Source organism: Actinomadura scrupuli (assembly GCF_050971785.1).
Lineage (GTDB): Bacteria > Actinomycetota > Actinomycetes > Streptosporangiales > Streptosporangiaceae > Actinomadura_E > Actinomadura_E scrupuli.
Map to the genome: position 1 here is coordinate 1,343,008 of NZ_JBPCCU010000001.1, position 13,451 is coordinate 1,356,458.

At 71.3% G+C, this 13,451-nt stretch carries 10 protein-coding genes; 4 read left to right on the forward strand and 6 right to left on the reverse strand.

All coding sequences use genetic code 11. From position 1 onward, the window contains the following. Positions 1 to 58 precede the first annotated feature (58 nt). A complete protein-coding gene (locus ACRYCC_RS06215; protein WP_433809571.1) occupies positions 59 to 1,651 on the reverse strand; it encodes a purple acid phosphatase family protein in 1,593 nt (530 codons plus the stop codon). A gap of 117 nt (positions 1,652 to 1,768) precedes the next feature. Next, on the reverse strand, positions 1,769 to 2,980 hold the full coding sequence (locus tag ACRYCC_RS06220) for a HupE/UreJ family protein (protein WP_433809573.1): 1,212 nt from the start codon (positions 2,978 to 2,980) through the stop codon (positions 1,769 to 1,771). Between the two features lie 176 nt (positions 2,981 to 3,156). Here ACRYCC_RS06220 and ACRYCC_RS06225 point away from each other — a divergent pair, with 176 nt between their 5' ends. Next, positions 3,157 to 3,831, forward strand: a complete 675-nt coding sequence (locus ACRYCC_RS06225; protein ID WP_433809575.1) for a type 1 periplasmic-binding domain-containing protein — start codon at positions 3,157 to 3,159, stop codon at positions 3,829 to 3,831. Between the two features lie 124 nt (positions 3,832 to 3,955). After that, positions 3,956 to 4,615: a class I SAM-dependent methyltransferase gene (locus ACRYCC_RS06230; protein WP_433809577.1), complete on the forward strand. Its 660-nt coding sequence runs from the start codon at positions 3,956 to 3,958 to the stop codon at positions 4,613 to 4,615. Positions 4,616 to 4,647: 32 nt separating this feature from the next. Here ACRYCC_RS06230 and ACRYCC_RS06235 read toward each other — a convergent pair whose 3' ends face one another. Further along, positions 4,648 to 5,145, reverse strand: coding sequence for a hypothetical protein (locus ACRYCC_RS06235; RefSeq protein WP_433809579.1), 498 nt, complete (start codon positions 5,143 to 5,145; stop codon positions 4,648 to 4,650). Between the two features lie 359 nt (positions 5,146 to 5,504). On the opposite strand from ACRYCC_RS06235, the gene ACRYCC_RS06240 reads away from it, so the two are divergent. Next, positions 5,505 to 6,392: a beta propeller repeat protein gene (locus tag ACRYCC_RS06240; protein ID WP_433809581.1), complete on the forward strand. Its 888-nt coding sequence runs from the start codon at positions 5,505 to 5,507 to the stop codon at positions 6,390 to 6,392. Positions 6,393 to 6,402: 10 nt separating this feature from the next. Here ACRYCC_RS06240 and ACRYCC_RS06245 read toward each other — a convergent pair whose 3' ends face one another. The 3 genes from ACRYCC_RS06245 to ACRYCC_RS06255 form a co-directional block, all read right to left on the reverse strand. Then, positions 6,403 to 9,507 (reverse strand): ATP-binding protein, encoded by a 3,105-nt coding sequence (locus ACRYCC_RS06245; protein ID WP_433809583.1) that lies wholly within the window; start codon positions 9,505 to 9,507, stop codon positions 6,403 to 6,405. Between the two features lie 31 nt (positions 9,508 to 9,538). Next, complete coding sequence (locus ACRYCC_RS06250; protein ID WP_433809585.1) at positions 9,539 to 10,696, reverse strand: FAD-dependent oxidoreductase; 1,158 nt, start codon at positions 10,694 to 10,696, stop codon at positions 9,539 to 9,541. A gap of 81 nt (positions 10,697 to 10,777) precedes the next feature. Then, positions 10,778 to 11,386 carry an OsmC family protein gene (locus ACRYCC_RS06255; RefSeq protein WP_433809587.1) on the reverse strand — a complete coding sequence of 203 codons (609 nt, stop codon included), beginning with the start codon at positions 11,384 to 11,386 and terminating at the stop codon, positions 10,778 to 10,780. A gap of 400 nt (positions 11,387 to 11,786) precedes the next feature. Here ACRYCC_RS06255 and ACRYCC_RS06260 point away from each other — a divergent pair, with 400 nt between their 5' ends. After that, positions 11,787 to 13,406, forward strand: coding sequence for a sensor histidine kinase (locus ACRYCC_RS06260; protein ID WP_433809589.1), 1,620 nt, complete (start codon positions 11,787 to 11,789; stop codon positions 13,404 to 13,406). Positions 13,407 to 13,451 lie beyond the last annotated feature (45 nt).

Genomic DNA, 13,451 nt, shown 5'->3' on the forward strand with positions numbered 1-13,451 from the left:
GGGGGGGGGGGGGGGGGGCGCCCGGGGCCCCCCACCCCACCGCGTGCAGCGGGCCGGGTCAGCTCAGCGCGGTGAGCGTGAGGCTTCCGGCACCGCCCTCGGTGGTCTGCTGGAGCCAGCGAGCCGGGTCCGTCGTGGGCACACCGGGCCGGAGGTCGTGGCCCTTGCCGTGGTCGCGGTACGGGTGGATCACGACCTTGTCGACGGTGGAGCCGACCGGCTGAGCGGCGCTGGCGCCGCTGTCCGGGCCGCACCACGACTCCTGGCCCAGCTCGACGGCGGCGTTGGGGGCGGCGCAGGTGCCGCTGCGGAGGTTCTCGACGACGAGTTTGTTGTTACGCACCTCCACCTTCACGTAGGTACGGACGTGCTCCTGGTTCTCGACCGAGTTGGCCCAGTGGCTCTTGGGGTTCAGCGGGTCGGGGCCGTAGTTCGGGTCCTTGGCCGGGTCCGGAGCGGTGAGGTCGTAGTACTTCGAACCCGAGGCGGAGTTCGCCGTCACATAGATGACGCCCCCCGGGCCCTGTGCCACCTGGGCGGCACCGGGCTGCTCGTCCTGGTACGCCTTCTTGCCGTTCTTGATCACGTAGCTGCGGGAGTAGCTGTGGTCGTGACCCTGCAGGACCAGGTCGACGCCGAGACTCGAGAAGGCGGTCGGGAAGTCCTGGCGCCGGAGCTGGTTGTCGCCGTCGTTCGCGTGCGAGGCCGGCGAGTAGATCGAGTGGTGGTAGACGAGCACCGTGTACTTGGCCTCGCCGCCGTGTGCCTTGACCACGTCGGTGACGTAGCCGATGTGCGCCGCGTCGGAGCCGGCGGCGTAGGCGTTGCTGTTGAGGTCGATGAACAGGACGTCCTTGTACATGTACCAGTAGTCACCGCCCGACCGGGTCGCCGCGCTGCCGTTGTAGAACGGCGCGGAACGGTCGGTGTTCGGGGTCCAGAAGTGCTGTTCGTACGCCTTGCCGCCGACGTCGTGGTTACCGATGGTGGCGGCCCACGGGTACTGGCGCAGCTTGTCGGGCGCGAGGAACGCGCCCCACTGCGACTCGGTGTTGGCGGACTCGACCTGGTCACCGCCCGAGACCAGCAGCTCCGCCTTCGGGTTGGCGGCGAGGGAGACGTTCAGGGTGTCCAGCCACCCGGCACCGTCCTTGGCCACGTCGCCGGACGATCCGATCTGCGGGTCGCCGTAGAACAGGAAGTCGAAGTCGCCCTTGAAGCGCTGGGTCTTGAAGGAGTACGTCGGGGACCAGTCGCCCTCGGTGCCGACGCGGTAGGAGTACTCGGTGTGCTCCTTCAGGCTGTCGATCGTGGCGTGCCCGTTGTAGCCGCCGTTGACGGTGTTCGCGGCGACCGTGGCCGGGAAGGTGACGGTGTCCTTGGGGAACTGTCCCTTCTTGATCCGGGAGGTCGGTGCGACCTCGACCACCTGCGGAGTGCCGGCCGAGGAGTACCAGGACACCACGCGCTGCGACTCCTTGGCGCCCACGCCGAGGACGATGCCGGTGGGCGTCGCGGCGCCGTCGGCGTGGGCCGCGGTCGTCAGGCCGCTGCCGAAGACCGCGGTGACGGCCATGACCGCCGCGCTGGCGCCCACAGCCACCCGGAGCCGAACAGTTCCGGGTCCCTGGGTCCAGTTGTCGAACTTCATCAGTTTCCGTCCGTTTGAGGTAATAAGGAGCTTTGTCAACGTTTCGGACGTTTGTGTCTTCCAGTTGAACTTGGGGAAGGCAGGCCGTTACGCATGTCAGAAGGGGTGGCGTGGGCCTCAGATTCCGAGAACTCGCTGCACGAACCACACCAGTCCCATCACGGACACGGCCGCCGCGATCGTTCCGGTCGTCCACAACCCCGCGGCCGGTCGGCGGTGGCGCAGCAGGGCGAGCAGCGGGAAGACGGCGATGACGATCGAGAGCTGCACGACCTCGATGCCCACGTTGAAGACGAGCAGCGACCACAGCAGCGTCCACGACCAGGCCTGGTCGATCCCCAGCGCCGAGGCGAAGCCGAGTCCGTGCACGAGGCCGAAGCAGAAGACCACCGCGAGCCGTGTCCAGCCCGCACGGTCCAGGCTGAGGTGACCCCCACCGGCCGCCTCGAGATCCGTGGCATGTGATCGGCGGCGCCAGATCCGCCACAGGTGCCAGCCCGCGACGACCGCGATCGAGAGGGCGATGACGGGCTCGACGAACGACGCGGGCACCTGTACGAGGCCGAGGGCGGCGAGGACGAAGGTCACCGAGTGGGCGAGGGTGAAGGTGGTCGCCGCCAGCAGGATCTCGCGCAGGCGGCGTGACCCCGCGATGAGCGCCAGCAGGAACAGGATGTGGTCGATCCCGGTGAGCAGGTGCTCGGCTCCGAGCCGGAAGAACTCCCAGAACCGCTCGGTCCAGGCCTGTTTCGTGGAGAACGACCGATGGTGAGCGTCCAGGGCGGCGCTCCCGGACGTCAGATCGAGGTGGTAGGTGACGATCGTCTTGACGTCGCGCACGTAGCCCTCGGAGTCCGGGAACAGCCCGCCGCGCACCTCGTGCGCTCCGGCCGGCTCCGGGCACCGGTAGTCGAGAACCAGCCGCGCGTACGGGACGCCCTCGCGTCGCTCGATCGTGAAGCCGCCGTCCCGGACCGGGGTGCACGCCTCGCCCCCCGCCGTGATGCCGAAGCGCCGGGTCACGTACGCGACGACCGAGGCGGCGTGCGCTTCCAGCGCGGCGGCCTGCCTCGCCGTGTCGCCGGCCTCGAACGCCGCGTTGCCCGTCCGGAAGAGCGGGTCGTCCTTCTGGTAGTCGGCGGCGGAGACGACGAGCAGGTCGTACTCCAGCCCGAGCTCGGCACGGACGTGCCCTTTCCCGGGCGAGGTGAGGTGGACGTACACGGTCGAGCTGAACCCGTGGGCGAGAGCGGGTGCGGCACTGAGCAGGACGGCCACGGCTACGGCGGCGATGACGGCACAGGCACGACGCCGAGCGGCGTGGGACATGCGACTCCTCTACGGTTGGCCAACGCAATCTGCTCGGCTCAGATGAACGAGCGGCAGCCCGCACGCGAACCGTCGGCCAACCAGGCATAACGGACATAACCCCTCGTATCGGGGGTGGCGTGCGATGGGATAGGAAGTAGGCGCACTTCCCCTCACCCCGTCGGAGGACGATCTCCTTGCGCTCTCGCCTTCTGCCCGCCGGCACGCTGGCCGCGGCGGTCGCGACCGCCGTACTGGTCGGCGGATGCGGCGCCGGCGACGACTGGTCCCGGCCGCACGCGAAGCCGACCGCCGTCGGCACCCTCGGCCCGGGGTACGTCGACCGGACCGCACCGCCCGTCCCAGAGGCGACGATCACACCGCGACCCGGCTCCTGGGACGGGGTCCGGCCGCCCAAGGGCTACCGCGTCGTGCTGCTCACCACCGGCAAGGACCCCCAGACCAGGACGCTGGCGAACGCCGTCGCGGAGTGGGCCGAGCAGGAGCACGTCAGCCTCAAGACCGTCACGGCCACGCGGCCGGACCGGTACATCGCGAGCATCAGCAGGGCGATCGACCTGGCGCCCGACCTCATCATCAGCGCCGGCAACGACCTCGTCGACCCCCTGGCCATGGTCACTCCCAACCACCTCGGCCAGCAGTTCCTCGTGATCGGCGCCGAGCTGGCCGAGCCCACGGCGAACGCCACCGCCGCCGACTGGACCGGTGCGTCGTTCCGCGGCGAGGGGCTCGGCATGTCCTCGACGTACGATCCCGCCACCTTCACCCCCGAGCGCGCCGGTCGCGCCGTCCGGGCCGGTGCCGCAGCCGTGCTCAGCGGCCTGACCGGCATCGTGATCTGGCTCGACTAGCCTCCTGAGTCCGGGTCGGTTCACATCCCCGGCAGGCGTGGAACTCGGCCCAGCAGGCGAAGCCTCAGCTCAGAGGCGATGAAAGCGACGAAGTGGCAAGACCGGCCGCAGGAAGGGGAAGAAGTTGTCGGAGCGACCAGAAACCCTCGCTGACGATCCGTTCGGTGATCGGCGGCCGACCGGTCACGAACGGCGGACGGGACTGCCCTGGGACGCGTCGTACCACGACGGCCCCGCGCCTTGGGATCTCGGCCGGCCGCAGCCGGCGATAGTGCGTCTGGCATCCGCGGGCGGATTCGCCGGACAGGTGCTCGACGCGGGCTGTGGGACCGGCGAGAACGCTCTTCACGTCGCCTCGCTGGGATTCTCGGTGCTGGGCGTTGACGTGGCTGAGACGGCACTGGCGATCGCCCGGCAGAAGGCCGGCGACCGTGGCATCGAGGTCGAGTTCGCCACGGCCGACGCGTTTCGGCTGGAGCGGTTGGGGCGCAGGTTCGAAACGGTGCTGGACTGCGGCCTTTTCCACGCCTTCGACGGCGACGAGCGACCAGGATATGTGGCGAGTCTGGCGTCGGTGACCGAGCACGATGCGACCCTGTACGTGTTGTGCTTCAGCGACGACGGTCCCGATACCGGCCCGCACCCCGTCAGCCGGGAAGAACTGAGAGCGGCGTTCAGTCCGGGCAATGGGTGGAATGTCGCCGCCATCGAACCGGACCGGGTCGAGACGAGATACCACGACGACGGCGCACCGGCCTGGTTCGCGACGATCAAACGGATCTAGAGCCTGCGGATGATCACAGGGCACGCGCGGGCTCAGCCGAGATTCACCCGGGTCAGGGTGTTGACGCGGGTGGCCACGATGGACACGTTGAACACCGACATGCTGTAGGTGGTGGTGTAGCCGAAGCACGCCCACGTGACCGTCCCCGTGGTCGTCACGATACCCGCGGTGGTCGTCGACATGTTCGCGAACTGGGGCTTGGGGCCGATCGTGGTTCTACCCGCCGGGGTTTCACGGCTGACGTTGTCTCCGGTGACGTACAGGGCGCAGGCGACCGACTCGGTAGAGGCGTTGTTGTTCTGGGCCGTGGCCGACGCCACGACCGTCCAGCGGCCGGCCGGAAGGGCGAATTGGTAGCTGGCCGCGTTACCGTACCTTGCCGTCCTCCAGGCGAACGTATCAGCGACGATCACATCGGGAGGCGCCGCGGTCGCCGGGATCGCAGACAGGCCGAGGCCGGCGAGCGCGGCCACCGCCACGACCAGGACGGCGTAACGTCCGCGCACCTTCGTCAGGATCGAACCGGACATGGGGCATCACTCCTGAGGTTCCGGGAAGTCGGCACCATTGCGCGACGGACGGCGGAGCGTGGTCGCCATGGTGGTTCCCTCCTGTCGCCCGCCCGGGCCGCGGCGGCGCCGCGGACTGTACGGCCGTGCGTGACGACGTGGGAAAGCTAGGAAAAGGACCTTCCCTCGGCCTTCCTCGAGCCTTCCGGCACGGGGAAGGGCTGCGGAAGGCGCGGTTCGTACCTTCTGCCGACCGGATCGGAACGTCGCCGGATCGTGGCTCAGGCCGCAGGCGGCGCGGAGGAAGGGACCATCCTCATGACCACTCCCACGCTGTTCGCGGCCATGGACGCGGTCAGGGCGTCCACCGGCGGCGAGTCATGAACGTCGGGCGACCGCTTCGAGCCGAGCATGACCGCGCCGTCCGGGGCGCGGCGGTGCGGCGTTCGAGCGAAGGCTTCGCGGGTACCGCCCTCCCCGATGCCGGAGACGCCTTCCTGCTGTTCGCCGTGTCCGCTCCGTACGCGGTGGGCGCGACCGCCTCGGGCCCGCTCATCTGCCGCTGGACCGGGGAGGAGTGGCTCGCCGAGCGGCTTCCCGCCCTTCCCATGGGGGTCATCAAGGGGGCGAGCCTGATCGGCGTTCACTCCGGCGGTGACACGGCGGTGGCCGCCGGGGGTTGCTTCGATGCCGTCGCGGGCGGGGAACTGCCTCTCCTGCTGCGCCGCACCCCTGGTGGGTGGGTGGATGATCTGCCGCCTGAGCTGGGGTTCGCCTACGTGCTGACGGACGTCACGGAGGGCTGGGCGGTGGGTCACGGATTCCCCGGCACGGTCCTTCTCCGTCGCGACGGGACCTCCTGGACGCCGGTGGCCGTCCCCGGGCGCCCCGCACGGCTCCTTGCCGTCGCCGTACACGAGGGTGAGGTCTGGGCGGCGGGCGCACGGGACCGCGACGGCCTGTTCCTGCGCTTCGACGGCCGCGCCTGGAAGGAGTTCCGCTCCGGCACCAGGGCCGTCACCTCCCTCGCGGCGGTCGGCGGCGAGCTGTGGGCCGCGGCAGGACGTACGGTCCTGTGCTGGACGGGCCGCCGCTGGACCTCCCTGGAGGCCCCCTTCCCGGTCAACGCCCTCACCGGCGTCGGAGGCGTTCTCAACGCGGCGGGCTCCGGGCGGGTGGCCCGGTACGACGGCCGCGACTGGAGCGTCCGGGAGCTCCCCGGCACCTGGCTGGGCGCGGACGAAGGCTGGCTCGTCGGCTCTCGGTGACCCAGGGCGGTCAGCGTGCGGCCGCCCTGCAGCGGGCGGCGTCCAGCGGTTGCGCGGAGTCTTCGAAGAGGTCGGCCGCCTGGGCGAAGAGGCGGGCCGCTTCGGACGGGTCGCCTTCGGCCCGGGCCAGGTGGGCCCGGGCCTCCAGGGTCGCGGCCTGCCAGGCGGTGCCGTCCCACATCTGGGCGGAGCGCTCGGCCAGGGAGAGATGGCGGCGGGCTTCGGGGAGATCGCCCGCGTTCACGCAGGCGATGGTGGCGGGTACCTGGAACATGATGGTGCAGAAGTAGCAGAAGTCGATCTGGGCCAGGGCGGCTTCCGCGGAGTCGACGACGGCGTGCGCCGTTTCTGGATCTTCGGCCGCCATGATCATCGTTCCGTACAGCCGCTGGAGGAGGTGCATGCCCAGGACCGACCAGCGTGCCAGCGGGAGGGCACGGCGGAGCAGGCGGTCGGCGGCGGCGCGGTCGCCGCGGGCCAGGTGCACTTCGGCCAGGCGTTGGAGGCAGTGGGCTTCTCCCGCCGTGGCGGCGATCTCGCGGTGCAGGCTGATCGCGTCGGACAGTTCGCGCTCGGCCAGGTCGAGGTCGCCCTTGAGGAGGGCCGCCGAGCCGATGAGCGCTCCGGCGAAGGCCACGGCCCGCAGCGCGCCGGCACGCTCCGCGGCGGTGCGCAGCGCGCCCGCCATGGCGATCACTTCTTCGTAGGGGGTCTGGCCGTAGAGGAGGTATTCGGCGACGCACAGATGCGAGTCGAACACCATGGTCGCGAGGCCGAGGTCCTCGCGGGTGCGGAGCAGTTCGCGGCGGAGCAGCTGGCTCCACTCGCCACGGGTGTGGGTGAGCAGGCCCTTCAACGCGATCAGGTCGAGGTGGGCGCGGGTGATGTCGCCGGGCGCGAGCCGGTCGGCGGCGGTCGCCGCGGCCCAGGCGCCGTCCAGGTCCCCTTGGAAGTAGGCGAGCGTGCCGCGGGCGATGAGGATGATCGGATCGGCCGGTCCTCCGTCGGGCTCCAGCCCCTTCAGAGCCGACAGGCCGAGCTCGACGTCGCCGGAGTAGACCGCCAGCCGTGCGAGTTTGGCGCGCAGCGGCCGTGCCTCGACGGGGCCGGCCTCGCCGATCGCCCGCCGGTAGGCGGTGATCGCGGACGGGTCGCCGACGGCCGCGAGCAGGTCGGCGTGCAGTCCCAGCGCGCGCAGGCGGTCGGGGCCTTCGGCGACCGATCTGATGGAGTCCACCAGTGTCAGGGCGTCGCGGTAGGCGCCGACGGCGGCCTCGGTCTCGGCGGCCCGGAGCACGTAGGGGACGGCGGTGCCCGGCTCGCCCGCCGCCAGCAGGTGGTGACCGATCCGGGCGGGCGAGGCGCCCAGCGCGATGAGCCGCTGTGCGCAGGCTCGGTGCAGCGCGCGTGCCCGGTGCGGTGCGATCTCGGCGAGGAGGGCGTCACGGATCAGGGGGTGCCGGAACCGGTAGCCACCGAGGGTGCGTTCGATGATCAGGGAGGCCAGCGCGGAGTCGAGGCAGTCGAAGGCCTCGTCCTCCGGCAGTCCCGAGAGCATGAGGAACTCGTCGGTGTCGAAGACCGTGCCGATGGTGGCGACGTGCTCGAGGACCCCGCGCTCGCGAGGGGTGAGGACGGCGAGTGCGGCGTCGCCCGGCCGCCGCCCCTCCACCTCGGGACGTCCGGCCGTCCGGGCCAGCTCCACCACCGCGAACGGCATTCCGCCCGACAGCTCCCAGATCCGGTCCAGGGCGTCGGAGGCCAACCCGGGGTGGCAGGTGGCCGCCAGCGCGGCCGTCTCGTCCTGGCTGAGCGGAGTCAGGCCCAGCTCGACCGCGGCGGCCCGTCCTATCAGGCTGGTCCGGAACTCCTCGAGGGCGTCGGTGACGGGCTGGCGCCGGTAGGCGAGCACGAGGACCATGCGCTCGGTGAGACAGCTGCGTGCCAGGTAGTGCAGCAGGCGCAGGCTGGCCTCGTCTGCCTCATGCAGACCGTCGACCGTCAGCAGGACGCCGGGGCCCGCCGCGGCCAGCCGGGTCAGTTCCGCGACGGCGACGAACAACCGCTGGTGGGCGCCGTCACCGCTCCAGCCGAGCGGCAGCCCCGACAGGGCCCGGTCGATCTCCTCCCGGCAACGGTCGTCGAGACCGTCCAGCAGCGTGGGGTGGCGGCGGCACAGGTCGGCCACCGCCTCCAGCACCGGCGCGTACGGCCAGGCGCCCTCGATCTGGGACGCCACCCCTGTCCCCGTCCGCCAGCCCCGGGACGCCGCGAAGCCGCGCGCCCAGTCCAGGAAGCGGGACTTGCCCATGCCCGCCGCGCCCCAGACGAGCACCGTACGTCCCCGGCCGCCGGCCGCCTCCTCGACGGCCCGCTCGAGCGCGGCGGTCTGCGCGTCGCGGCCGACGAGCGGTGCCGGGCGGGCGCCGCCCGGCCGGCTGTCGAGGAGCGAGTCCCGCAGCCGGACTGCCTCCTCGCTGGGCCCCACGCCCAGCTCCTTGTTCAGTGCACGGTCCATGCGCTCGAACTGGCGCAGGGCCGCCCGCCGGTTGCCGCTCGCGGCCAGTTCGCGCATCAGCTCCAGGTGGGCCTCGGCGTCGGTCGGGTCGGCCTCGACGAGGTCGGCCCAGCGACCGGCCTGGTGGAGCATCTGCACGTAGCGGAGCTGAAGTCGTTCGCGTGCCTCGCCAGCCCACGGCTCGTAGTCGTCTCCCGGCAGCAACGGGCCGGTGTAGACGTCGGCCGCCTTGGCCGCGGTCACCGCGTCCCCGGTTTCGAGCGCTTCGGCGAGGAGCGCCTGGAACCTCAGGACGTCGATGTCGACCGGCCTGTCCGGGAAGAGCACGACGAACTCGTTGCCCAGCACCACGCTGTCCGGCCCGAGGTGACGCCGGGCGAAGTGGGCGGCCTTGTGCAGGCGAGGCCCGGCCTCGGTGACGGGCAGTTCCGGCCACAGCGCGCTCATCAGACGTTCGCGGTGCATCCGCCGCCGGGGCTCCATGGCGAGGATCTTGACGACGCTCGCCGCGGACCGCCGGTTCCAGGCTGCGGCGGGCACCGCGGTGCCGGAGATCCGGACCTCGAATCCGCCCAGAAGGGAGATTTCGACGTTCACGGGCTCAGTATGCAGTGCCGCCGATCACCCGTCATCGGGCGCCGAGCCGCGAAACGGCCTCGATCTCGTCGCTCATCGCCGAGCTCAGCTCCCGCAGCAGGCCGCCGACCGTGGGCTCGTCCCAGTCGTAACCCGCTATCTGGTCGGTCGCGGAGAACACCGGCTCCGCCACCTGGTCGCGGAGTTCCTGGTAGCCGGCGAGGGCCTCGTCCTCGGGCGTTCCCCCCAGCACCCGGCCGACCGCGCGGGCCAGGAGCTGGGCGTCGCGCAGGGAATCGGTCATCCCGTGGGCGCTGAGCGGATCGAGAAAGTATCCGGAGTCGCCGGCCAGGGCCCATCCCGGGCCCCGTGCCTGCCGCATGAAGCCGGGACGGCCTGGAAAGCACCGTATCCGCCGGGGCGGTTCCGCGGCGGCGAGCCGTACGTCGGGACCCGTCGCCTCGGCGAGCAGCCGCCTGTACGCGGCCCGCGGATCGTGCGCGAATTCCCGGCCGAACCGTCCGGCGGAGGTGCCCGCGAAGACGCACACCTCCGCGTTGTTGGTCGGGATCATCCCCGCGCTGGCGCCCTGCCGGTAGAACCACTCGTAGCCGGTCACGTCCAGGCCGGACCAGTGGGCGTAGACGATGGCGCTCGCCCCGGTACCGACCCGCAGGGTGCGGGCACCTGCCTGCCGTGCCACCAGCGACCGCGTGCCGTCCGCGCCTACCGTCAGCCAGGCCTCGGCGCGGAGCCTTCCGCCGGACCGGGTCCGCGCGGCCACGCCGGTCACGCGGCCGGCCGGATCCCGGAGCAGTTCGGTCACGGTGACACCGAACCGCACCTCGGCGCCCGCCGAGATCGCGGCGTCCACCAGCACGCTGTCGAGCAGCGTCCGCCGGGGAGCGTAGAGCGCGTCGACGCCCGCGGCGGATCGCAGCGACACGGTGACGGTTTCAGCGCCGTAGTGGAACAGGGTCCTCCGGATCGGGGGAGTCCCCGCCGCGGCGATCCTGTCCAGCAGACCCCAGTGGTGCAGCAGGGACGCTCCACCCCGCATCAGCGCGTGCGTGGACAGGGTGTCCGAGCCGCGCCGGCCGCGTTCCAGGACCAGCACGCGCAGGCCCCGGCGGGCCAGGAGCAGGGCGGTCGCGGCCCCGGCGCAGCGCGCTCCGACGACGACCACGTCGTAGCGTTCTGTGGAGGACATCTCAGGGGTTTCCTTTCCTCGGCTTGCGCGGGCCGGCCGGTCCGGCGTCGGCGGTCGGAAGAGTCCGATCGCCGTGTCGTCCTACGGCGCCGTCGGGCCTTCGGCCGGCCGGTCGGCGGCGTCGGTCGAGACGTCGATCTGGACGGGAACACCGTTGGTGACGACGTCGTAGACGGCCGACCGGGACCGGGACTGCTCGACCAGGGCGCGCAGCACCTCGTCCGGGGCGTCGCCGCGGATCCGGAAGCTCACCCGGATGCCCTGGTAGCCGTTGCGGACCTCGTCGGACAGCCCGAGGATCCCCCGCAGATCGATGTCGCCTTCGACGGTCGACTCGACCTCGGTCAGTTCCACACCGTGCGCCGCTGCGATGTTCGCCAGCCCCGCGGTGAGGCAGGCGGCCAGCGCGTGCAGGAGGAACTCGACCGGAGTGGCGCCCTTGCCCGTGCCCACGAGCACGGCCGGGTGGTCGGCGTCGTAGCGGAAGTCCTCGGTGCGGCTGGTGTCCTCCTGGCCCGCACCGTAGAAGTCCCGGATGGTGGTCCGGTTGTGCGTGCCGGCGACCCATCGATTGGTGACCCGGAACTGGAATGCCGCCAGCGATGGGGTGGCCCGGACCGCGTCGATGGTCGCGAACAGCGTCGGGGTGTCGACGCCGTTCAGCGGTCCGCGCTGCGTCTTGGTGGTCATGAGGATGGTCCCCTTTCCCCGCCCGGTGCCGCCTGCGGCCTGTGCCGCGATCCGGCGACGGCGCCGATCCGGTGGACAGAGGCTAGGAACCGCGCCTTCCCCCGGCCTTCCCCGCCGCTTCCCGCACGGGAAGGCCCGGCGGGGAGCCTCGTCGGTGAGGTGGTGCTCGCGGAGGCCATGCGCGGACAGGACTGTCCGATACGGCGAGGGACTCGCTCTGAACAGCCGGGTCGTGGCCGGTTGCGGATGCGGATGGGTTTGCCCGCTGTTGCCCGGACCCATAATCTCGACAGCGCCGAGGCGTTCGTCGATGTCCGATCGGTGGCGCCGAGGCGGCATCGGCCGGTTACACGGGGCCGGCCGACGATGTCGCCCCCCTCCAGTCGAGATGGAAGACCTCATGAACGCCATCGAGGCCATCGGGTCACGTCCAGCGGTGAACGGCGGCCGGCTGACGGTTCAGCGCTGCCTCATGCTCGTGCTGGGGCTGATGAGCGTGCTGGTGCTGGTGGCCGCGCTGGTGGGCGCCGCCCTGCTGAACCGGACGGCGCAGGCCTCCGACCGTCTCGTGGACCGGATCGCGCCCGCACGCATCGAGGCCTCCCGGTTGCAGGCGGCGCTCCTCGACCAGGAGACCGGGGTGCGGGGCTACGCCCTCACCGGAGACGGGCAGTTCCTCGATCCCTACAATCGCGGGCTGGCCGCCGAGCGCGACGCCTCCGCCCGCCTGGCCGGTTACGTTCGCGGTGAACCCGCTCTGGCCGCGGACCTGCGTAAGGTCCTGGCGGCCGGCGAGACCTGGCGGCGCGAGTACGCCCTCATCGTGATCGCCGATGTGCGGGCGCACGGCCCGAAACGCGTCTCCGACGCGGCCACCGTCCGGGGCAAGAACGACTTCGACGCACTGCGCGGCCAGTGGACGATACAGGACCGGCACCTGGCCGACGCGCGCTCGGCGGGCCGCGCCGACCTGGTCCACACCAGGACGGTACGCGACGTGGCCTTCGCCGCCATGCTCGCGATGTTCCTGCTCACCGGGGTGTTGCTGGCGGTGCTCCTGCACTTCATGGTGGCACGGCCGCTGCGGTCGCTGGGCGGAGCGTCCCGCCGGGTCTCCGGCGGCGACTTCAGCCACGCCATCTCCGTGCGCGGGCCATCTGATCTGCGTGCCGTCGCCGCCGATGTGGAAGCGATGCGCAGTCAGATCGTCCGGGAGCTGGGCTCGGCCACCGAACGCGAGAAGCTCCTGCAACGCCAGGCGGCCGCGTTGGACGCCCAGGCCATCGAGCTGCGCCGCTCGAACTCGGAGCTGGAGCAGTTCGCCTATGTCGCCAGCCACGACCTGCAAGAACCTCTGCGCAAGGTCGTGTCGTTCTGTCAGATGCTGGAGCGCCGTTACCGCGGCCAACTCGACGAACGAGGTATCCAGTACATCGCCTTCGCCGTGGACGGCGCCAAGCGCATGCAGCTCCTGGTCGCCGACCTGCTCACCTTCTCGCGTGTGGGACGGGAGCAGGAGCACCGCACCGTGCCGCTGGACCAGGCCCTCGACAGGGCGTTGGAGAACCTGGAGACCGCGGTGTCGGAGTCCGGCGCCACCATCGACCGGCCCGACCGCCTGCCGGAGGTCATCGGCGATCCGACACTGCTGACGATGCTGTGGCAGAACCTGATCGGCAACGCGATCAAGTTCCGTCGTCCTGACCAGATGCCGGTGGTGCGCGTCACCTGTGAACCGCAGGCACAGGGCTGGCGGCTCAGCGTCACCGATAATGGCGTCGGCATCCCCGCGGAGCACGCCGACAAGATATTCGTCATCTTCCAGCGCCTGCACCCGCGGGAGGCCTACAGCGGAACGGGCATCGGACTCGCCCTGTGCAAGAAGATCGTCGAACATCACCGCGGTCGCATCTGGCTCGACCCCGCCTACACCGATGGCGCCCGGATCCACTTCACGATCCGCGAGTTCGACGAGGCTCTCGCCACCGCTGCCGCCCCCGCTGTCAAGGAGCTCGCCTGAGCGCCGCCGCGAAGCCTGACACCTCGGGCTCGGCGGAGGCCGGCG

Bases quoted from the DNA above. Each gene is read 5' to 3' on its own strand.
- ACRYCC_RS06215 (WP_433809571.1), bottom strand. From the start codon at position 1,651: ATGAAGTTCGACAACTGGACCCAGGGACCCGGAACTGTTCGGCTCCGG.
- ACRYCC_RS06255 (WP_433809587.1), bottom strand. From the start codon at position 11,386: ATGACCACCAAGACGCAGCGCGGACCGCTGAACGGCGTCGACACCCCG.
- ACRYCC_RS06260 (WP_433809589.1), top strand. From the start codon at position 11,787: ATGAACGCCATCGAGGCCATCGGGTCACGTCCAGCGGTGAACGGCGGC.
- ACRYCC_RS06220 (WP_433809573.1), bottom strand. From the start codon at position 2,980: ATGTCCCACGCCGCTCGGCGTCGTGCCTGTGCCGTCATCGCCGCCGTA.
- ACRYCC_RS06235 (WP_433809579.1), bottom strand. From the start codon at position 5,145: ATGTCCGGTTCGATCCTGACGAAGGTGCGCGGACGTTACGCCGTCCTG.
- ACRYCC_RS06250 (WP_433809585.1), bottom strand. From the start codon at position 10,696: ATGTCCTCCACAGAACGCTACGACGTGGTCGTCGTCGGAGCGCGCTGC.
- ACRYCC_RS06240 (WP_433809581.1), top strand. From the start codon at position 5,505: ATGAACGTCGGGCGACCGCTTCGAGCCGAGCATGACCGCGCCGTCCGG.